Source organism: Candidatus Kurthia intestinigallinarum (assembly GCF_003991225.1).
Taxonomy (GTDB): domain Bacteria; phylum Bacillota; class Bacilli; order Bacillales_A; family Planococcaceae; genus Kurthia; species Kurthia populi.
This window is the reverse complement of the sequence record NZ_JTFC01000031.1, coordinates 485,819-506,660: the sequence shown is the minus strand read 5'-3', so window position 1 is coordinate 506,660 and position 20,842 is coordinate 485,819. Positions and strand designations below refer to the sequence as shown.

General features: G+C 40.3%; 21 protein-coding genes. 15 read left to right on the top strand and 6 right to left on the bottom strand.

Annotated elements, in window-relative coordinates:
- The first annotated feature begins 20 nt into the window (after window positions 1-20).
- Complete coding sequence (locus QI30_RS11100) at window positions 21-800, top strand: Cof-type HAD-IIB family hydrolase (protein WP_126990825.1); 780 nt, start codon at window positions 21-23, stop codon at window positions 798-800.
- A 49-nt stretch (window positions 801-849) separates the two neighbouring features.
- Here QI30_RS11100 and def read toward each other — a convergent pair whose 3' ends face one another.
- Entirely contained in the window at window positions 850-1,401 is a 552-nt protein-coding gene (gene def / locus QI30_RS11095) for a peptide deformylase (RefSeq protein ID WP_020189324.1), read from the bottom strand.
- A 324-nt stretch (window positions 1,402-1,725) separates the two neighbouring features.
- Here def and pdhA point away from each other — a divergent pair, with 324 nt between their 5' ends.
- From pdhA to lpdA, 4 genes are all read left to right on the top strand, one after another.
- Window positions 1,726-2,841 carry a pyruvate dehydrogenase (acetyl-transferring) E1 component subunit alpha gene (pdhA, locus tag QI30_RS11090; protein ID WP_126990824.1) on the top strand — a complete coding sequence of 372 codons (1,116 nt, stop codon included), beginning with the start codon at window positions 1,726-1,728 and terminating at the stop codon, window positions 2,839-2,841.
- Between the two features lie 3 nt (window positions 2,842-2,844).
- The gene (locus QI30_RS11085) at window positions 2,845-3,822 is read left to right on the top strand and encodes an alpha-ketoacid dehydrogenase subunit beta (RefSeq protein ID WP_020189326.1); all 978 of its coding nucleotides are present in this window, start codon (window positions 2,845-2,847) and stop codon (window positions 3,820-3,822) included.
- 100 nt (window positions 3,823-3,922) lie between these two features.
- Complete coding sequence (locus tag QI30_RS11080) at window positions 3,923-5,266, top strand: dihydrolipoamide acetyltransferase family protein (RefSeq protein ID WP_126990823.1); 1,344 nt, start codon at window positions 3,923-3,925, stop codon at window positions 5,264-5,266.
- 5 nt (window positions 5,267-5,271) lie between these two features.
- Complete coding sequence (gene lpdA, locus QI30_RS11075) at window positions 5,272-6,687, top strand: dihydrolipoyl dehydrogenase (protein WP_020189328.1); 1,416 nt, start codon at window positions 5,272-5,274, stop codon at window positions 6,685-6,687.
- Window positions 6,688-6,960: 273 nt separating this feature from the next.
- Here the strand turns inward: lpdA and QI30_RS11070 are convergent, their stop codons facing one another.
- Both QI30_RS11070 and QI30_RS11065 read right to left on the bottom strand, forming a co-directional pair.
- Window positions 6,961-7,575: a DsbA family oxidoreductase gene (locus tag QI30_RS11070; protein WP_126990822.1), complete on the bottom strand. Its 615-nt coding sequence runs from the start codon at window positions 7,573-7,575 to the stop codon at window positions 6,961-6,963.
- Window positions 7,576-7,587: 12 nt separating this feature from the next.
- Entirely contained in the window at window positions 7,588-8,412 is an 825-nt protein-coding gene (locus QI30_RS11065) for a pirin family protein (RefSeq protein ID WP_126990821.1), read from the bottom strand.
- 161 nt (window positions 8,413-8,573) lie between these two features.
- On the opposite strand from QI30_RS11065, the gene QI30_RS11060 reads away from it, so the two are divergent.
- From QI30_RS11060 to QI30_RS20450, 3 genes are all read left to right on the top strand, one after another.
- A complete protein-coding gene (locus tag QI30_RS11060) occupies window positions 8,574-9,116 on the top strand; it encodes a TetR/AcrR family transcriptional regulator (protein ID WP_158621028.1) in 543 nt (180 codons plus the stop codon).
- Between the two features lie 84 nt (window positions 9,117-9,200).
- The gene (locus QI30_RS11055; RefSeq protein ID WP_020189332.1) at window positions 9,201-9,980 is read left to right on the top strand and encodes an SDR family NAD(P)-dependent oxidoreductase; all 780 of its coding nucleotides are present in this window, start codon (window positions 9,201-9,203) and stop codon (window positions 9,978-9,980) included.
- 11 nt (window positions 9,981-9,991) lie between these two features.
- Window positions 9,992-10,156: a hypothetical protein gene (locus tag QI30_RS20450; protein WP_020189333.1), complete on the top strand. Its 165-nt coding sequence runs from the start codon at window positions 9,992-9,994 to the stop codon at window positions 10,154-10,156.
- A gap of 41 nt (window positions 10,157-10,197) precedes the next feature.
- Here QI30_RS20450 and QI30_RS11050 read toward each other — a convergent pair whose 3' ends face one another.
- A complete protein-coding gene (locus tag QI30_RS11050) occupies window positions 10,198-11,034 on the bottom strand; it encodes a TetR/AcrR family transcriptional regulator (protein ID WP_020189334.1) in 837 nt (278 codons plus the stop codon).
- Window positions 11,035-11,166: 132 nt separating this feature from the next.
- Here QI30_RS11050 and QI30_RS11045 point away from each other — a divergent pair, with 132 nt between their 5' ends.
- The 4 genes from QI30_RS11045 to QI30_RS11030 all read left to right on the top strand — a co-directional run bounded on the left by QI30_RS11045 (window position 11,167) and on the right by QI30_RS11030 (window position 15,833).
- Complete coding sequence (locus QI30_RS11045) at window positions 11,167-14,343, top strand: efflux RND transporter permease subunit (protein WP_126990819.1); 3,177 nt, start codon at window positions 11,167-11,169, stop codon at window positions 14,341-14,343.
- 123 nt (window positions 14,344-14,466) lie between these two features.
- The gene (locus tag QI30_RS11040) at window positions 14,467-14,832 is read left to right on the top strand and encodes a CidA/LrgA family protein (protein ID WP_126990818.1); all 366 of its coding nucleotides are present in this window, start codon (window positions 14,467-14,469) and stop codon (window positions 14,830-14,832) included.
- Window positions 14,819-15,496, top strand: coding sequence for an LrgB family protein (locus QI30_RS11035; RefSeq protein ID WP_126990817.1), 678 nt, complete (start codon window positions 14,819-14,821; stop codon window positions 15,494-15,496). Before QI30_RS11040 ends, QI30_RS11035 begins: the two co-directional genes overlap by 14 nt.
- A 43-nt stretch (window positions 15,497-15,539) precedes the next feature.
- Window positions 15,540-15,833: a UPF0223 family protein gene (locus QI30_RS11030; protein WP_020189338.1), complete on the top strand. Its 294-nt coding sequence runs from the start codon at window positions 15,540-15,542 to the stop codon at window positions 15,831-15,833.
- 629 nt (window positions 15,834-16,462) lie between these two features.
- Here QI30_RS11030 and QI30_RS11025 read toward each other — a convergent pair.
- A complete protein-coding gene (locus tag QI30_RS11025; protein WP_126990816.1) occupies window positions 16,463-17,092 on the bottom strand; it encodes a YktB family protein in 630 nt (209 codons plus the stop codon).
- A 143-nt stretch (window positions 17,093-17,235) separates the two neighbouring features.
- On the opposite strand from QI30_RS11025, the gene QI30_RS11020 reads away from it, so the two are divergent.
- A complete protein-coding gene (locus QI30_RS11020) occupies window positions 17,236-17,433 on the top strand; it encodes a hypothetical protein (protein WP_020189340.1) in 198 nt (65 codons plus the stop codon).
- 99 nt (window positions 17,434-17,532) lie between these two features.
- On the top strand, window positions 17,533-18,327 hold the full coding sequence (locus QI30_RS11015) for an inositol monophosphatase family protein (RefSeq protein WP_020189341.1): 795 nt from the start codon (window positions 17,533-17,535) through the stop codon (window positions 18,325-18,327).
- 184 nt (window positions 18,328-18,511) lie between these two features.
- Here QI30_RS11015 and QI30_RS11010 read toward each other — a convergent pair whose 3' ends face one another.
- Window positions 18,512-18,697, bottom strand: a complete 186-nt coding sequence (locus tag QI30_RS11010) for a YlaF family protein (RefSeq protein WP_020189342.1) — start codon at window positions 18,695-18,697, stop codon at window positions 18,512-18,514.
- A gap of 185 nt (window positions 18,698-18,882) precedes the next feature.
- Between QI30_RS11010 and typA the strand changes: the two genes are divergently transcribed.
- On the top strand, window positions 18,883-20,727 hold the full coding sequence (gene typA / locus QI30_RS11005; protein ID WP_126990815.1) for a translational GTPase TypA: 1,845 nt from the start codon (window positions 18,883-18,885) through the stop codon (window positions 20,725-20,727).
- Window positions 20,728-20,842 lie beyond the last annotated feature (115 nt).

The following is a 20,842-nucleotide window of genomic DNA, read 5'->3' as shown; positions in this document are numbered from 1 at the left end:
ACATAGAAGGAGCGTGCCAGATGGAAAAGAAAATTTTATTTTTTGATATCGACGGAACACTATACAATTCAAACAAGGAGCTACCACAAGCAACGCGTGAAGCGATTGATGCAGCACGTGCGAATGGTCATGAGGTGGCGATTGCAACGGGTCGTTCACCTTACTTTTTAGAAGAAGTAGCGAAAGAGCTCGCTGTAGATTCGTATGTGAGTTTTAATGGACAGTATGTTGTACACAAAGGAAAATTAATTTCAGGAAGTCCACTGCCGCTTGAAACGATGGAGCGCATGGTGGACATGGCATATAAAGAAGATAGTCCGCTTGTCTTTTTAGACGACGAAAAAATGTCTTCTACTATTAATACGCATGAAGTACAAGTTAGCATGGATTCATTATTTTATCCGATGCCGACCGTAGCGCCAAAAGCGTATAGCCTAAAACCAATTTATCAAATTTTACTTTACGGTGATGCGGCGGTTGAAGCGGATTATCGTAAGGCGTTTCCTGAGCTGCATTTTATCCGCTGGCACGAATATTCATTAGATGTTATTAATAAAGGCGTTTCAAAGGCGTATGGCATTGAGCAGTTTTTAAAACATACGGATTTTGAAGCAAAAGATGTCGTCGTTTTTGGTGACGGCTTAAATGATAAAGAAATGCTTGAGGCCTTTTCAGAGCGCGGCATTAGTGTGGCGATGGGCAACGGTGTAGATGAAGCGAAGCGCGCCGCGACATTTGTGACGGACCATGTCGACCATGATGGCTTATCAAAAGCGATGAAAAAAATCGGATTAATTTAAAAAAAGGAGGACGCCTATTGTAGGTGTCCTCCTTTTATATAGATAAAACTTAATCAAGTGGATGTGAATCTTGTGCTTCAAAGAATGGATTTTCTTTGTTGATATGGTCATAGAACATCACACCATTTAAGTGATCTAATTCGTGCTGGAATGCGATCGCTGGTAGATTTTTAAGACGCATTTTATGTTCATTACCATCTAAATCAAAAAATTTCGCCGTAATACGTTGTGGGCGAGGTACATAGCCTGGTACTTCGCGGTCAACAGATAGACAGCCCTCACCAGTTGGTAAATACGCTTTTTCCACTGAATGACTAACGATTTTTGGATTTACAACAACCATGCTAATTAAATTACCTTTATCATCTGGTAGGTGAAGTGCAAAAATACGTTTACTAACATTTACTTGTGGGGCGGCAATGCCGATACCCGAGCGTAAATCGTATTTTTCCATTAATTCAGGGTCCTGACTATTAATAAGGAATTGTAATAAGTCTTCGCCTAATTGTTTTTCGTCGTTTGTAAGAGGGAATGCTAATTCTGTAGCTTTTTCACGTAAAGTCGGGTGACCTTCGCGAATAATGTCTTTCATTAAAATCATCGTTCAGTTCTTCCTTTCGTTTCGCTATGTTTTTAGTATACATGACTAAGCGTATCGTGCAATAACGGAAGCTTCGTGAAATGTGTACTAATGCTGTATTACCATTTTTGGGACAAAAAATGACCCTGATATAGTACAGTATTATAAATTAATGTAATACAGCACAGACGATTTTTTAATGGTGTAGTAAGAAAAAAGTTTAAAAATCAAGCTAACTATATGATTGACGAACGAAATTCTATTATGTATACTAAGTTCATGAATTAGTTGTACTAATAAAAAACAACATTAAATATAATACAGTTTCAAAGGAGATGTGAGAGAATGTCAGCAAACAAATCAATTTTCGATGCCGTAAAAAACTTACAAGAAATCGAAGAAAAGTTTGAAATGGTTCAAATTTTGAACGAAGAAGGGGAAATCGTTAGTCCGGATTTAGATCCACAACTATCAGATGAAAAATTAGTCGAATTAATGCGCCGTATGGTCTTCACGCGTATTTTAGACCAACGCTCAATCTCATTAAACCGCCAAGGTCGCCTAGGATTCTACGCACCAACAGCAGGTCAAGAAGCATCACAAATCGCTTCTCACTACGCATTAGAGAAAGCGGACTGGATTTTACCAGGCTACCGTGACGTACCACAAATCGTTTGGCACGGTGTTCCGTTATCACAAGCATTCTTATGGTCACGCGGTCACTTTGCAGGCGGTCAATCACCTGAGGGCGTAAACGTATTATCACCACAAATCATTATTGGTGCACAATATGTACAAACTGCTGGTGTGGCATTAGGCTTACAAAAACGTGGTAAAGAAGCAGTTGCTGTAACATACACAGGCGATGGCGGTTCTTCACAAGGGGACTTCTACGAAGGAATTAACTTTGCAAGTGCATTCAAATCACCTGCTGTATTCATTATCCAAAACAACCAATTTGCGATTTCAACACCTCGTCACTTACAAACAGGTGCGAAAACATTAGCACAAAAAGGGATTGCAGCTGGTATTCCAAGCATCCAAGTTGACGGTATGGACCCATTAGCGGTGTACATGGCAACGAAAGAAGCGCGCGACCGTGCAGTAAGAGGCGAAGGCCCATCATTAATCGAAACAGTATGTTACCGTTACGGTCCACATACAATGGCTGGTGATGATCCAACTCGTTACCGTACTTCTGAAACAGACGAAGAATGGGGCAAAAAAGACCCAATCATCCGTTTCCGCAAATACCTAGAAGCAAAAGGCTTATGGGATCAATCAAAAGAAGAGGCTGTGATTGAAGATGCGAAAGAGCAAATCAAAGCAGCAATTAAAGAAGCAGATAGTGTTCCAAAACAAAAAGTAACAGACTTAATTTCAATCATGCATGATGAAAACAGCATGCCTGCTAACTTAAAAGAACAATATGAAATTTACGCAGAGAAGGAGTCGAAATAACCGATGGCACAAATGACAATGATTCAAGCAATTACAGATGCTCTACGTTGTGAGTTAAAAGACGACGAAAACGTATTAGTATTCGGTGAAGACGTCGGCGTAAACGGCGGTGTATTCCGAGCTACTGAAGGTTTACAAAAAGAATTCGGCGAGGGTCGCGTATTCGATACACCACTTGCAGAATCAGGTATTGGTGGTTTAGCAATCGGTTTAGCACTTGAAGGCTTCCGTCCTGTTCCTGAAATTCAATTCTTCGGCTTCGTATATGAAGTAATGGATTCAATCTCTGGTCAATTAGCGCGTTTACGTTACCGTTCAGGTGGCAACTTAAGCGCACCTGTAACAATCCGTTCGCCATTCGGTGGCGGCGTGCATACACCAGAAATGCACTCAGATAGTTTAGAAGGTTTAATTGCACAACAACCAGGTATTAAAGTAGTTGTACCCTCAACACCATACGATGCAAAAGGTTTATTAATCGCTTCAATTCGCGACAATGACCCTGTTGTATTTTTAGAGCATTTAAAATTATACCGTTCATTCCGTGAAGAAGTTCCGGAAGAATCATACACAATCGAGCTTGGTAAAGCAGATGTGAAACGTGAAGGTACAGACCTTTCAATCATCACTTACGGCGCAATGGTTCACGAATCATTAAAAGCGGCAGAAGAGTTAGAAAAAGAAGGTCATTCAGTAGAAGTAATCGACTTACGTACGATTCAACCACTTGATATTGAAACAATCGTGGCATCTGTTGAAAAAACAAACCGCGCAATCGTTGTACAAGAAGCACAAAAACAAGCAGGTGTCGCAGCACAAGTAATTGCTGAAATTAACGAACGTGCCATTCTTTCATTAGAAGCACCTGTATTACGTGTCGCAGCACCTGACACAATCTATCCATTCCCACAAGCTGAGTCAGTTTGGTTACCAAACTACAAAGATGTGTTAGCTACAGCTAAAAAAGTTTTAGAATTCTAATAAAATTAAAGAGAGCATTTGCGCAAATTGTGTAAATGCTTCTCTATTATCATGAAAATAAACGTTTTTTGAAAATAGATATTAGGAGGGTGAATTGCACATGTCATATAAATTCCGCTTACCAGACATCGGTGAAGGTATTCACGAGGGAGAAATCGTTAAATGGTTCGTTAAACCAGGAGACAAAATTGAAGAGGATACAATCTTAGCCGAAGTACAAAACGACAAGGCAGTCGTAGAAATCCCATCTCCAGTAGAAGGTACAATCGAAAAAGTTCTTGTAGAAGAAGGTACACTAACAACAGTAGGTACAATTTTACTTGAAATTGACGCACCAGGATATGAAGATTTAGAGCTTCACGGTCATAAAGATGACGAGGAAGCAACGGAAGAGCAAGTTCAACAATCAGCTGAACAAGCAGCACCAAAAACAGAAGAAGCGCCAAAAGAAGAAGCACCGAAGAAAGAAGTTTCTAAAGAAGCATCTGAAGCAGAAACTGTAAAACCTGCTGGCACAAACCGCGTTATCGCAATGCCTTCTGTTCGTAAATTTGCGCGTCAAAACGACGTTGATATCACACAAGTAACAGGCTCTGGCAAAAACGGTCGCGTGTTAAAAGAAGATATCGAAGCATTTAAAAATGGTGGTCAACAAGCAGCCGAAGCACCAGCTGAAGAAGCAGTAACAACAGAAGCACCAGCTACTGAAACAAAACAAGCACCAGTTGTTTCAGAAGGTGAATTCCCAGAAACACGCGAGAAAATTTCAGCGATGCGTCGCGTTATCGCAAAAGCAATGGTTAACTCAAAACATACAGCACCGCATGTAACATTAATGGATGAAGTCGATGTGACAGAACTTGTTGCACACCGTAAGAAATTTAAAGCAGTAGCGGCAGAAAAAGGAATTAAGTTAACATACCTTCCTTATGTGGTTAAAGCCCTTGTGAGCGCTTTACGCGAATTCCCGGCATTAAATTGCTCGTTTGATGACGAAACAGAGGAAATTATTACGAAACATTATTATAATATAGGTATCGCAGCAGACACAGAGCGTGGCTTACTCGTTCCGGTCGTAAAAAATGCGGATCGCAAATCTGTTTTCGCTATTTCAAATGAAATTAACGAATTGGCAGACAAAGCGAGAAATGGTAAACTAGCATCGAATGAGATGAAAGGTGCATCATGCTCAATTTCTAATATCGGTTCTGCAGGTGGTCAATGGTTTACTCCGGTAATCAACCATCCCGAAGTTGCTATTCTTGGTGTTGGCCGCATTGCGGAAAAACCAGTTATCAAAGATGGTGAAATTGTAGCAGCACCTGTGTTAGCATTATCATTGAGCTTCGATCATCGCATGATTGACGGGGTTACAGCTCAAAATGCTATGAATCTAATCAAACGCTTATTGAGCGATCCTGAATTATTATTAATGGAGGCGTAAAACAAATGGTAGTAGGAGATTTCCCAATCGAAACAGACACAATTGTAATTGGTGCAGGCCCTGGTGGGTATGTTGCAGCGATTCGCGCAGCACAACTAGGACAAAAAGTAACAGTTATTGAAAAAGAATATGTAGGTGGCGTTTGCTTAAACGTAGGTTGTATCCCATCTAAAGCAATGATCTCTGTAGGTCACCGCTATGTACATGCTAAAGAATCAGCAGACATGGGTGTTGTCGTGCCAGAAGTACAACTTGACTTCGCTAAAGCACAAGCATTCAAAGAAAGCGTTGTTAAGAAATTAACAGGCGGTGTGTCTGGTTTATTAAAAGGTAATGGTATCGAAGTAGTTATGGGTGAAGCTTACTTAAACTCTGCTAACTCATTAACAGTTGCAACTGAAACTGGTTCACAACACTATAACTTCAAAAACTTAATCCTTGCTACAGGTTCACGTCCAGTTGAAATCCCAACGTTCAAATTCTCTAAACGTGTTCTTAACTCTACAGGTGCTCTTAACCTTACTGAACTACCAGGTAAACTAGTAGTAATCGGTGGTGGTTACATCGGTACTGAGCTTGGTTCAGCATACGCTAACCTAGGTTCTGAAGTAACAATCCTTGAAGGCGGCAAAGACATCTTAGCTGGTTTCGAAAAAGCGATGACTCAAATCGTGAAAAAAGGCCTTAAAAAGAAAGGTGTTACTGTTGAAGTTGGCGCTCTTGCACAAGGCGTTGAAGAAACAGAAACTGGCGTTACAGTAAACTACGAAGTAAACGGCGAAGCAAAATCTGTTGAAGCTGATTACGTATTAGTAACTGTAGGTCGTCGTCCAAACACAGACGAAATGGGTCTTGAAGAAGCGGGTATCGAATTCGGCGAACGCGGTTTATTAAAAGTTGATAACCAAGGTCGTACATCAGTACCAAATATTTATGCTATCGGTGATATCGTACCTGGCTTACAATTAGCTCACAAAGCATCTTACGAAGGTAAAGTTGCTGCTGAAGCAATCGCTGGCGAAACATCAATCGTAGATTACTTAGCAATTCCTGCTGTTTGCTTCACAGATCCTGAAATGGCAACTGTTGGCTTAAACGAAGAAGAAGCGAAAGCTGAAGGCTTCGAAGTTGTAACAGGTAAATTCCCATTCGGCGCAAACGGTCGTGCGTTAGCACTTAACGAAACGGAAGGCTTCGTAAAATTAGTAGGTCGTAAAGAAGATGGCTTATTAATCGGTGCTCAAATCGTTGGTGTTGGTGCTTCTGATATGATCGCTGAAATGGCAACTGCTATTGAAGGCGGCATGACGTTAGAAGATATCGCGATGACAATCCACGCTCACCCAACTTTAGGTGAAATCACTATGGAAGCTGCAGAAGTAGCACTTGGTAACCCAATCCATATCTTAGGTAAAAAATAATTTTAACTAAGTAAAAGCCCTCGACTTCGGTCGGGGGCTTTTTGTGTTGTTAATGAAAAGAGCGTTTGAACGGACATGAAATTTAGCTTAAAGTGCAAACCGTTCAACTACTATCTAATACGTGGATTTTGGCAAAGTTCATGCGAGTGGCATACCGGAAGAAGATGCTACAACGAGTAGTGAGCTTACGAGCGAGGAGGCTTTAGCATGAATCAGTTCCTCATCACATGTTACCCAATAAAAAAACATCTCCATATCGGAAGTGTTTTTTAATTATGCTTTAATGGCTTGTAAGAATACAGAAAGTGGTTGAGCACCTGTTACAAGTTTATTGTCGAATACATAGCTCGGCACACTGTGAATGCCGTTTTGTGCAGCTTCTTGGCGGTCTGCATCAACTTCTTGTGCATAGGCATCTGAATGAAGGACCTCTTTTGCAGCAGCGACATCAAGACCTGCTTCTTCGACAATTTGTAGTAAGTCACTTTCTTTATTTAAATCTAAGCCGCGTGTGAAAATCGCAGCGAAGAAGCGTTCTGTCATATCTTGTGCTTTGCCGAACTGTGCACTCCATTTTGCAAGGCGATGTGCATTTTTCGTATTTGGTGCAAGCATCGTGTCGTAATTGTATTCAAGACCGTATTCCTGAGCGGCTTGATCACGAAGGCGTGCAGTTGTTGCCATTGTTTCCGCTGGTGTTTTGCCGAATTTTTTCGCTAATAAATCAACGGTACGCATCGTATTTTCAGTTGGTGCCTCCGGTGTTAGCTGGAATGCTTTCAATTCAAACTCAATCGGCTCGTCACTTGCTTCGATGACCTCATCTAAACGACGTTTTCCCATATAGCTAAATGGACAAGTAAAATCTGCATAAAATTCAATTTTCATTTTCAGTTCCTCCTAGTAAGGTACGCCTTCTAAAAACGTCCCGTTGCGATAGCTTGCAAATGCTTCATTTATTTCTTCCTGTGTGTTCATAACGAATGGACCTTGGGCGATGACTGGCTCTTTAATTGGCTCGCCGCTAAAGACGACAATCGTTGCATCTTCTGTTGCTTCGATGACAATGACATCCTCATTTTCAGTAATGTCAAAGTGAACGGTATCAAATGCTTTTAATGCTTCGCCGTTAATACTGAATTCACCATCAAGTCCGTATAAATACGTATTAAAGCCGGCATTAACAGGGAACTCGTAGCGAGCACCTTTTTCAAGTTTTACTTCTGCAAAGATAAATGGTGTTAATAACGCAAGTGGAGAAGTAGTGCCATCCACGTCACCAGCAAAGACCGTTACTTGACCGCCATCAATTGCTTTTACGGGCGCGCTGTCATGTGGTAAGTCTTGATAGTTACTTGGTTGTTTTTTATTGTCAGATGAAAGATTCACCCAAAGTTGTAGCACGCGAACTTCTTCGCCTGGGTCTGGATTTTCATTATGAATAATGCCACGTCCTGCGGTCATAATTTGGAAGTCGCCTTCTGCTAATCTAACACCGCCGCCTGTTTTACTATCATAATGTGTTAAGCTGCCTTCTAAAACGTATGTCACTGTTTGCATCCCTTTATGTGGGTGATCGGCAAACGTGTTATGCGCAAATTTGTCATCTGCTAAGATGATGAATGGATCATTGTCCATTGGGTCGCGTAATTGCAAAACATAGCGTAAATTACGACCGTCTCCACGTTGTAATGTGATGGATTGAATTGTATGAATTGGTAACATAGTGATTGCCTCCCTTGAATGTTTCAAACAGTTGTTTTATAAGCAACAGCTGTTGTATAGTTATACTATAAAGCGAAGTGGCAAATGCTACAATAAACAATTACCAAATTTTGTCGCTTACACAACACTTTTGAAAAATTGTTGCTGAAAGGATGACGATTATGACAACGCAAACAACCGACCCACGTGCGATTCGTACACGCCAGCTCATTATTGATGCTTTTAATCAATTAATTAAAATGAAAAATTTTGACCAAATCTCGGTGAAGGACATCACAGAGCTTGCGACGATTAATCGCGCGACGTTTTATGCGCATTTTGTTGATAAGTATGAGCTATTAGATAGTGTATTAACGGAACAAACAGGTGCCGTCATGAAAACGTATTTTACATGCCAGGAGCAGCTGAGTAAGGATTTAATGAAGCGCATGTTTTTATCAATTGTAGAGATTCATGAATCGATGAATACACACTGTAGACGAGGGTATAATACGTTTACACAAATGATTGAGGAAAAAGTGAAGGGCCAACTAGAGCGTATTTTTGCCAATTTACTGCATGGGCAAAAGCTCGATGCCATTGTGCTGAGCTGGGGTATGTATGGTGCGTATGCAGACTGGGATATAGGCAGTACGGTTCGTGCAGAGGACTATGCACAGGAAGTTGCTGAAAAATTATGGGCATTTGTTCAGCCGTCCGCATGATTTCGTCGTAGTTCCTACAAGGTTCCTTCACAACTTCTCCATGTTCATTTGCTATAATAATAGGAAACGAAGGAGGAGACTGTTATGCAACTAGGTTTAGCTGGTAAGGTCGCCATGATTACAGGTGGCAGTAAAGGCATTGGACTTCAAACCGCACTACAGTTATCACAAGAAGGTGTACGCGTGGCCATTTGTGCGCGCGATGCAGCAGGTCTTGAAAAAGCGAAACGCTATCTTTTCAATGAAACAGGTCAAGAGGTGTTTACCGTTGTTGCAGATATGACAAATAAGGCAGATTGTGCGCGCTTTGTCGCAGAAACGGTAACGCATTTTGGACAGCTCGATATTTTGATTAATAATGCAGGTACCGCGGCTGCAAAGGCTTTTGATGATGTGTCAGAGGAGCTTTGGGAGCAAGATGTCGCACTAAAAGTATTCGCTGCCATTTATACGATGCGTATGGCCTTGCCGCATATGAAAACACGTGGCGGAGCGATTGTGAATGTCACCGCTATCGCCGGCAAAACCCCAGGTGCAAACTCTCTTCCAACGTCGATGAGTCGTGCTGCAGGACAAGCGCTTGTCAATGCAGCGAGCAAGGACTTAGGAAAATATAACATTCGTGTCAATACGGTGTGCATTGGGCTCATTCGTAGCGCACAAATCGAACAAATTTGGAAACAATCGCATCCATCGTTAACGTGGGACGAATTTTCTGCTAAAATGGGCGAAGACATTCCTTTAGGGCGTATTGGAAAAACGGAAGAGGCAGCAAATGTCATTACCTTCCTCGTTTCAGATGCGGCCTCATACGTGTCAGGTACCGCCGTCAATATTGATGGTGGGAAGGCACCTTCATTATAGGAGGAGATTTTGTGAATACAGGCAAACTATGGCTTATGTTTATCATCATTGCAGTGGTAACATTTGTCGTAACGTTTTTAACAGCTAAATTCCAAAACACAGGTATTCTATTAGTCTGGTTACTAATTGTTGCTGTTGGTTTTGGGTACACAGTGTTTAAAAAAGTACGCAGTTAACTAAAAAAGAGAAATCGTGCAATTGCGCGATTTCTCTTTTTTTAAAGTGTTTGCTTAAGTAAGGTAGCGAGCCATTGTAATTCTTTTTCCTGCATTAAATTATTCGTCATGCCTGCTAACAGAGCTTTACGCGGCTCGTCGCGCTGTAATTCCTCTTTTAATACAAGTAAGGTCTCCTTATAAAATGGGTGGTCATCATATAAGACAAGACACCGCTCAATTTCTTCTAATTCGATGATCGTCATTTCCTCAGGCTTAAAGTGGAAGGGGGATTTACGATTACTTTCATATAATTCCGCGTTCACAAAAACGGCTAGTTCTGCCTGTGCTAGAGCATCTAGACAGTGCATAATATGCGACGCCACGTCAGCAAATTGATACGGAATTTGCTTATTAAAGAAAAATTCACCGAAGCCTTTAATGAGTCCGTTTAAATAAATTGCTAAATCATATACTTTTTCTTTCGGTACGAACGGATAGGCATCCTCTAAAAAAATTAAAACATATTTTTCAATCTGTAGCCCAAACTGCGAAATATGGGCCAATAAATCATCGTTTGAAATAGGTTGATTTTGTAAATACATAATAACAAGTGGAGCATGCTGTTCTAATATTGAAAAATTATAAGCACAGTATCGCTCAAGCCGTTCATGCGAAGAGATCTCTTCATCATTTAATTGTTGGATATGAACAATGACCTCACGAATAATACTATCGACAATCGCAAGCATCAATGCATCCTTTGATTTGAATGACAAATAAAAGGCACCTTTTGATATTTTACAAGCTTTTGTAATATCTTCGATGGAAGTTTGTTCGATCCCTTTTGTCGAGAATAATTCTTTTGATTTTTGGATAATCAGCTCTTTTTTCGACATGGTCGTAGCAACCTCCCTTTAAAATTGACTTTTGACTATACGGTCATTACTATTAAAGTAATGACTAGCTGGTCATTATTATAATGAATGATGACCGCTTAGTCAATTATGTGAAAGAGGCGGTGTTTTACTTTGAATGGCTTTGTCAAATTTGTCCTGAAAAATAAGCTAGCAGTATGGCTCATGACGATTATTCTAGCATGTGCAGGCGTTTATTCAGGTCTAAATATGAAGAGTGAATCGATTCCGGATATTTCGGTACCGATTATTTCGGTAGCGACAGTTTATCCGGGTGCTACTCCAGAACAAGTGGAGGAAGATATATCGACCCCCTATGAAAAAGCTGTAGCAAACTTAGAGGGCGTGAAAACAGTTCAGTCTACTTCTTATTCAAATATGTCGAATATCCAAGTAGAATTCGACTACAGTACGGATATGAAAGAGGCGCGCCAAAACATCAAGGAAGCATTAGAAAAGGTCGAACTGCCTGAGACAGCGGAAAGTCCAACGATTGACCGTTTATCATTAAATGCATTCCCCGTTGTGGCACTTAGTGTGTCTTCAACAGATCAAGATATTACCGAATTAACAAAAACAGCAGAAGATTATTTACAGCCAAAAATGGAACAATTAGATGGCGTTTCTTCGGTGTCATTATCAGGCCAACAAGTGAAGAAAGTAGAGCTTGAGTTTGATGACAAAAAATTAGCGGCGAATGGCTTAACAGAGGATTCTGTGAAGCAATTTATCCAAGCGATGGATACAACAGCACCGCTAGGTATGTTTGAATTTAAAGATTCAGAGCAATCAGTTGTTGTCGACGGTAAAATGACAACATTAAAGAAATTGAAAAACTTAGAAATCCCTGTACAGCAAAGCGCAGCTTCTACACAAGCTAGCGCAGCACAAGCGGCTTCTCAAGGTCAAGCGCAACAAGCGGCTGGTGCGGAAGTACAAGCGGCAGCAGCTGCAGCGGCTCAAGCTGAGGCAGCAAAACCATCTACTGTAAAACTAAAAGACATTGCGAAAATGGAATTAGTCGGTGAAGTAGAGTCGGTTTCACGTACAAACGGGAAAGATGCGATTGCTGTTCAAGTCGTAAAAGCACAAGATGCCAACACAGTTGATGTTGTGCAAGAAGTGAAAGACGCAGCAAAAGCATTTGAAAAAGAAAATCCAGATGTCAAAATCGACGTTACCTTAGACCAAGGGGACCCAATCGAAAAATCAGTGAACACAATGCTTGAAAAAGCGTTATTTGGGGCATTAGCAGCCGTAGTTATTATTATGCTATTCCTGCGTAACATCCGTTCAACAATTATTTCGATTATCTCGATTCCACTGTCATTATTAATTGCAGTTATCTTCTTAAAAGAGCTAGATATTACGCTAAATATGATGACGCTTGGTGCAATGACCGTTGCAATCGGTCGGGTTATTGATGACTCGATTGTCGTCGTCGAAAATATTTATCGTCGTCTGTATTCAAAAGACGAAAAATTAAGTGGTCGTGCATTAATCCGTTCGGCAACACTTGAAATGTTCCGCCCAATCCTAGCGTCAACAATTGTAACGGTAGCTGTATTCCTACCAATCGGTTTAGTAGGCGGCATGGTCGGCGAATTATTCTTACCATTCGCTCTTACAATGGGCTTTGCGTTATTCGCATCATTACTTGTAGCGATTACCGTCGTTCCCGTACTTGCGCATTCACTATTCAAAAAGGAACTATATAAAGAGCCTGCTGAACGTGCGCATAAAAAAGAAGAGCATGGCAAAATGGCACGTGGCTACAAACGCGCATTAAAATGGATTTTAGATCATAAATGGGTAACATCAATTGGCGCGATTCTTTTACTAGTAGGTAGCTTATTCTTAGCACCACTTGTTGGCTTTAGCTTCTTACCAGATGATGAGCAAAAAATGGCCTATGTGACGTATACACCAGAGCCTGGTCAAACACGTGACCAAGTCATTAAAGACATTGATAAAGCTGAAAAAATCATTAAGGATGCACCAGATGTTGACACAATCCAAACATCAATCGGTGGCTCAAACCCAATGATGGGTGGCGGTGGTAATGGTGGTTTAGTATACATCATTTACGATTCAGATACAGAAAACTTTGCGGATAAGAAAACGGCATTAGTGAAGAAAATCCAAGCAGTTGATGTACCAGGTGAATGGAAAGAGCAAAACTTCACGGGCTCATCAAATAGCGAATTATCATACTCTGTCCACGGTAATACAATCGAGGACATGCGCCCAGTCATTAAAGACATGGAAGCAGTGATGAAAAAAAATAACGATTTAAAAGATGTGAAATCGTCATTATCTGAAGAGTATGATGAAAAAACATTAGTCGTAGATCAAAAACGCGCCAATGAGCTTGGTTTAACTACCGGCCAAATCGCAATGGCGATTAACCCAAATGTGCAGGCAACAACGCTAACAACGATTAAAGAAGACGGTAAAACAATCGATGTTCAGTTGAAAACAGCGGCAACAAGTCCTGATACATTTGAAAAAGTATTAGCTGAAAAAATTACAACACCAACTGGCGAAAAAGTGAAACTAAGCGAAGTAGTCGATGTTAAAAAAGACAAAACGCAAACAGAAATCACACGTAGCGGCGGTAAATATTATGCGACAGTAACAGCTACTGTAACGGATAAAGATATTTCTGGCGTTGGTTCAGTTGTACAAAAAGAAATCGATAAAATCGATGTACCAAACGGTGTGACAATTGATGCTGGTGGTGTGACAGAAGACATCGCAAGCACATTCTCTCAACTTGGTCTTGCGATTGCGGCAGCCATTGCGATTGTTTACTTCGTACTTGTTGTAACATTTGGTGAAGGTCTTGCACCATTCTCGATTTTATTCTCATTACCATTCACTGTAATCGGTGCGCTTGTCGCATTATGGATTGCTGGTGAAACAATCAGTGTATCTTCATTAATCGGGGTACTGATGCTCGTCGGTATCGTTGTCACGAACGCCATCGTGCTGGTCGACCGTATTATCCATATGGAACATGACGGTTTATCACTACGAGAAGCGATTCTTGAAGCGGGTGCGACACGTCTACGTCCGATTCTGATGACAGCCATTGCAACGATTGCTGCATTAGTGCCACTAGCAATTGGTGGCGAGGGCGCTGGTCTTATTTCAAAAGGGATGGGGATTACGGTAATCGGTGGTTTAATTAGTTCGACGGTCTTAACATTAATCGTCGTACCACTTGTTTACGAACTGCTATCTAAATTACTGAAAAAAGATCGTGCACACGAAAACAAAGATATTTAATTTCTAAAAAAGAGGTTAGGGAAATCCTAGCCTCTTTTTTTACGTTGAAATGAGATGTTATTCATTTTCCTTTGACGAGTGCAATCGTTTGATTATACAATTGTTGGAAAAGGTGGTGGGAAAATGAAATATTTAAAAATCATCATTCAAATTTTTGTACTGTATGCATTTTGTTGGATTGGTACGGTACTCGTCGAGTGGCTACATATCCCGTTACCTGGGAGCATCATTGGCTTACTTTTATTGTTAGGATGCTTACTAAGTGGCATTATGCCCGCCAAATTTGTCAAAGAGGGCGCGGGCTTTTTACTGCCGATTTTGACATTACTCTTTATCCCGGTAACAGTTGGTATTATGAATTATCCAGAGCTGTTATCTGGCTACGGTGTCATTCTCATTGTGATTGTGACCATTAGTACGCTTATTACGCTCGTATTAACCGGTAAGCTTGCACGGAAAATGGAGGGGAATGCACATGGTCGCGATTAGTTTTATTGCACTGACAGTTGGGATTTTTATGTTGATGACGTGGCTCTACAAGCGTTCAGGTATTTCATTTTTATTTCCGATTTTAACATCGACGATTGTATTAATTGTTTTGCTCGCACTGGCACATATTCCGTATGATACGTATATGGAAGGCGGCAAGTTTATTAATTGGCTGCTCGGGCCAGCTGTTGTCGCGATGGCTTATCCACTATATACACAGTGGGATACGATTATGAAAAATCGAAAAATCATTTTAAGTTGTGTAGGCGTTGCAATGCTAGCTGGGATGCTGACAGTGCTACTCATGGCGTGGATTATGAAATTAGAAGATGCGGTAATGCTTAGCTATTTACCAAAATCCATTACATCACCAGTGGCACTACAAATTAGTGCGATGATTGGTGGCATTCCACAGTTTACGGTATTTTTCGTTATTGTGGCCGGCATTGTAGGCGCGATTTGTGGCCCACTTTGTTACCGACTGTTTAACATTGATACACCTGTTAGTCGCGGTGTATCGATGGGGAGTGCCTCGCACGGCATTGGTGTGAGTAAGCTGACAGAATACGGTGAGCAAACGCTCTCGATTGGCTCGGTATCGATGACGCTGAGTGCCATTTTAGGTGCGGTTCTTTGTCCGTTTGTTGCTTGGTTGCTATTTTAACGTGTACAATAGCGGTACAACGTTAAAAAAGGTAGGGAACTTTATGGAATATTCATATCCATTTTCACTCGAATGGTCATCACAAGAAATCGTCGACGTCATCGCTTTTTTCCAAGCAATTGAAAAAGCATACGAAACGGGCGTAAAGCGCGAGGTCGTTCTTGCAACGTATCGTCGCTTCAAAGAAATTGTACCGGCAATGTCTGAAGAAAAAACATATTGTCGCGAATTTGAAAAAGATAGTGGCTATACCGCTTATACAATTGTGAAAAAAGCAAAAGAGGCACCAGCAAAAGCGATTATTAAAGGCGAACCAAAAGGAAATAAACGTAAATAACGACAAAAAAATTCGACGCCCATCATTTTTTGATGCGACGTCGAATTTTTTTATGTTATCAGAAATCGCTAATCATGCCAGAAAGCGTGTTTTGGATACGACATATTTTTCATTAAGCGACAACACTAAGTGAATAGGCTGACTGAATTTCATTTTTTTGCGCTCAATAGAACGTCGTGACAAATAGTTAGCAAAGAAATCTTAAAAAAATACGATACTTTTGCATAGCAATTCTAAAAAAGCGGGTGAAAACTAACCGTTAGAGGTCGATTTTTCACCCGATTCATCATTTTTCCGGCTTGAAATAAGAAGCTGGCAGCGAGAAAGATAAAAAAAGCAGTGTAGCGTCAAATCGTTCAAAATGAATCGCTAAAGGGCATTTTTTGTTCGTTTTTGAACATAAGGCTTACTAAAATTTTATAAAAATCAGTTCATGTTTTAGTAATCATTTTTGAAAAATGAACTTGGGCATACATAATTAATAACTGACTAAGGCTTCTGTCTTACAGATGACACATATTCAAAAATATGTCGTATCTAAAAGACGCTTCTTGGGCGAATGACGTATTTTTAAAAATGAAAAAGCCGTGACACATTGAAAAATAGAATGTGTTACGGCTTATAATTTATTAACGATTTAACATGGTTTTATAAATTGGTAGTAGAGCATTGAATGTATCTTCTACGACTTGATGAAATGCTTTTGGTAATAATGCGACGGTTTCCTCACGTGATAATGTGCGCCCAACGATGAATTCACCTTTTTTCACATTTTGTAGACGTGTTAATAATTTTTCTACATCGCCATTTGCGATGGCTTCACTAATATTTTGCGTCACAGGAGACATATGATCACCGGCAACGTAGAAATTCTCTGGTAATGCATCAAAAAGTTCTGGCTTCGCTAAAAGACGTGCAGCCATAGCATCTTTTTGTGGTGCCTCGTAAATCACAGCTAAGTTGATGAATAGATGGCTTTCAAATAAACCAATTTGGAAATGAGGCATCGCTTTATAGCCGCGTTTATTTGGCGCAAATGCCACCCAGCTATCATGCGGTGGGTTGACTGTACGACGTGCGTGCTTTGCGACATGCGCAAAAAATTCTTCGCCAAGCTCGACGGTGAAATAATGTGAGAATTCCTCACCAAGCTCATTAAATTTTGGGCGAACTTGCTCGATTAATGCTTCCATTCGAGGTTCTAAACCATCGATTGTAAAAACGTCAAAATCTTTTGTTGTCCATTGAACAGTTGTCATAAAAAAACTCCTTCAAAAATAATTATATGTTTATTTTAGAGTAAATGTGGGAAAATTTCTTGTACAAGAGCTTAGCAACGTTTAGAACATGCAAAACTTAAAAAAGTTCTTGATGACCGCCTATTAATAAGGAGATGATCAAGATGAAACAAGTTATGAATATTGTACGTAAAACGGATTATGAACGTAAATATGTGAATGGCTTAAAGCTCGAGTTAGACTATGAATTAGCGACGTTATTTGATGCGATGAATGACCACGACGAGCAAAAAATAGCGGCTAGTAAGGCACGCTTGAGTGAAATCCACTCAGAATTGGAGGCCCTGCATGCGCTGGCTTAGAACTCGTCTGAAAATTGACCTATAAGACACCTAGCTAACGAAGTGAGTAGCGGGTGTTTTTTTGTTATACTAAGAAAAAAGTGAGAAGGGGTGGCGTTGATGGATAGACAGGCCTTGCACGACTATACGTTAACAATCATTAAAGAGGCAGGGGAACGAATTCGTAAGTCGTTTTTTGAAACGATGTACATCGAAACGAAATCAGATGCCAATGATTTAGTAACGAATATTGATAAAGAAACAGAAGCATTTATCGTTAAAAAAATTCATGCGTATGATGAATCTTTCCGTATTTTAGGTGAAGAAGGGATGGCAGAGGAAGAGATTTCATCGCTTGAAGGGGTTGTCTGGATGGTTGACCCGATTGATGGCACGATGAATTTTGTACGTCAACGTCGTAACTTTGCGATTTCGATTGCGATTTATGTCGATGGTGTCGGACAGGCAGGATACATATATGATGTTGTAGCGGATGAGCTTTATTTTGCACTAAAAGGACAAGGTGCATACATGAACGGGCAGCGTCTAAGCCCCCTTGAAGCCTTGCCATTAAATGAAGCCATTGTTGGTATTAATGCTGTATGGGCGACACCAAATCCACGCGTTGAGCATGAAGGAATTATTAAGCTAATTCATACATTACGTGGCACGCGTTCCCTTGGCTCAGCAACGCTTGAAATCGTTGCAGTGGCAACAGGGAGAATGGATGCCTATCTATCTTTTCGCTTATCACCTTGGGACATTGCAGCGGGCATTATTATTGCGCAGGAGGTCGGTGCCGTTTCATCAACACTCGATTTGAATGCCGTAAACCTTTTAAATCAGGATACATTTATTGTTGCAAATCCAAGCATTCATAAAGAACTTGTAGGCGATTACATTACGCTAAAATAAAGGAAAGACAGCGTGTTTGGTAATTATTACCAGCGCTGTCTTTTATATTTTTTTGTAAAAAATTGAGCAACTCTATTGTATAAAAAGGCTTGTCAGTGCTACTATAAAACTTGTGAAAAATGTTGGCGACCTATAATGTATTAAAAAAATGCACATTCGCTTGAATGTGCATCTTTTTAAAAGATTATAGTAGACCGCGTTCACGGAATTTGCGTTTTAAGCTAAATGCATATCCGAACACTGCGACTACAAGCACGATGCCTAGGATAGTGCCGAAAACGCTTTTCTCGGCAACTGCGACGCCAATTGAGCACATAGAAAGAACACCTGCAAGTGCTAGGACCATCATAACTAATTTTGCTTTATTCATTATTAGTGAAACCTCCAATTGTGGATTCTTCCTTTATTGTGGAACGAAATACGTTTTTTCGCAAGGTTTTCGAATTATAATCTACAAAAAAAATTGATACGAGCCATAAAAAATCGCCAAATAGAACGAGTTGTGCTATAATAACACAGTTATGGACTCGAAATAAAAAAAAGTGGAGTGGAACAATGACTAACTTACGTGAAGATTTAAGAAACATTGCAATTATTGCCCACGTCGACCATGGTAAAACAACTTTAGTCGACCAATTATTAAAACAATCAGGTACATTCCGTTCAAACGAACATGTTGAAGAACGCGCAATGGACTCTAATGATATCGAACGTGAACGTGGTATTACAATCTTAGCTAAAAATACTGCTGTACACTATGGCGATACAAAAATCAACATCCTTGATACACCTGGACACGCCGATTTCGGTGGTGAAGTAGAACGTATCTTAAAAATGGTTGATGGCGTATTACTAGTTGTCGATGCATATGAAGGTTGTATGCCTCAAACTCGTTTCGTACTGAAAAAAGCTTTAGAACAAGGCTTAACACCAATCGTAGTAGTAAACAAAGTCGATAAAGATTCAGCTCGCCCAGAAGAAGTAGTTGATGAAGTGTTAGACTTATTAATCGAACTTGGCGCAGACGAAGATCAATTAGACTTCCCAGTAGTATACGCTTCAGGCGTAAACGGTACTGCATCTCTTGATCCAAACCCAGCGAACCAAGAAGAAAACATGAAATGCTTATTCGAAAAAATTATCGAACACATTCCAGCACCAGAAGATACTCGCGACGAACCATTACAATTCCAAGTAGCATTACTTGATTATAATGACTTCTTAGGCCGTATCGGTATTGGCCGTGTATTCCGCGGTAAAATCTCTGTTGGTCAATCGGTAGCTCTTTCTAAATTAGATGGCACAATCAAAAACTTCCGTGTAACAAAAATCTTCGGTTTCTTCGGTTTAAAACGTGAAGAAATCCAAGAAGCTGTATCTGGTGATTTAATCGCCGTTTCAGGTATGGAAGAAATCAACGTTGGTGAAACTGTGTGTCCACAAGACCACATCGATCCACTACCACCAATGCGTATTGACGAACCAACTCTTCAAATGACATTCTTAGTAAATAACTCTCCATTCGCAGGTCGCGAAGGTAAATGGGTTACTTCTCGTAAAATTGAAGAACGTTTAACAGCGCAATTACAAACGGACGTATCTTTACGTGTAGAACCAACTGATTCTCCAGATGCATGGACTGTATCTGGTCGTGGTGAACTTCACCTTTCAATCTTAGTTGAAAACATGCGTCGTGAAGGTTACGAACTACAAGTTTCTAAACCAAAAGTTATCATCCGCGAAATCGACGGTAAAAAATGTGAACCAGTAGAACGCGTTCAAATCGACGTTCCTGAAGATTCACTAGGTTCAATCATCGAATCATTAAACGAACGTAAAGGTGAAATGGTTGATATGATCAACGATGGTACTGGTCAAGTTCGCTTAATCTTCATGGTACCTGCTCGTGGATTAATCGGTTATACAACTGAATTCATGTCTCTAACTAAAGGTTTCGGTATCATCAACCACACATTCGACTCTTACCAACCAGCAGTAGCTGGCCGTGTAGGTGGCCGTCGTAACGGTGCTTTAGTTTCTATGGAAACTGGTAAAGCTACTACTTACGGTATGATGCAAATTGAAGACCGTGGTACTCTATTCTTAGAACCAGGTGCTGAAATTTACGAAGGTATGATTGTTGGTCAAAATACTCGTGACAATGATATCACTGTAAACATTACGAAAATGAAAGCTAAAACGAATGTTCGTTCTTCTAACAAAGACCAAACAAACGTTATCAAAGCGCCAAAAATCCTAACTCTTGAAGAAGCGTTAGAATTCTTAGATGAAGATGAGTACTTAGAAGTAACTCCTGAATCTATTCGTTTACGTAAACAAATCTTAAACAAAAACGAACGTGAAAAAGTTTCTAAAAAACACCGCGCGTCAGATAAATAATTTGTCGCATTAAAAAGGATCTAGCAATTGCTAGATCCTTTTTTGTTGCATAAAAACGAGGCTGGGACAAAACACTTTATTGTCCTTTTTTAGCGTTCGCAACGAAAAACCGGAA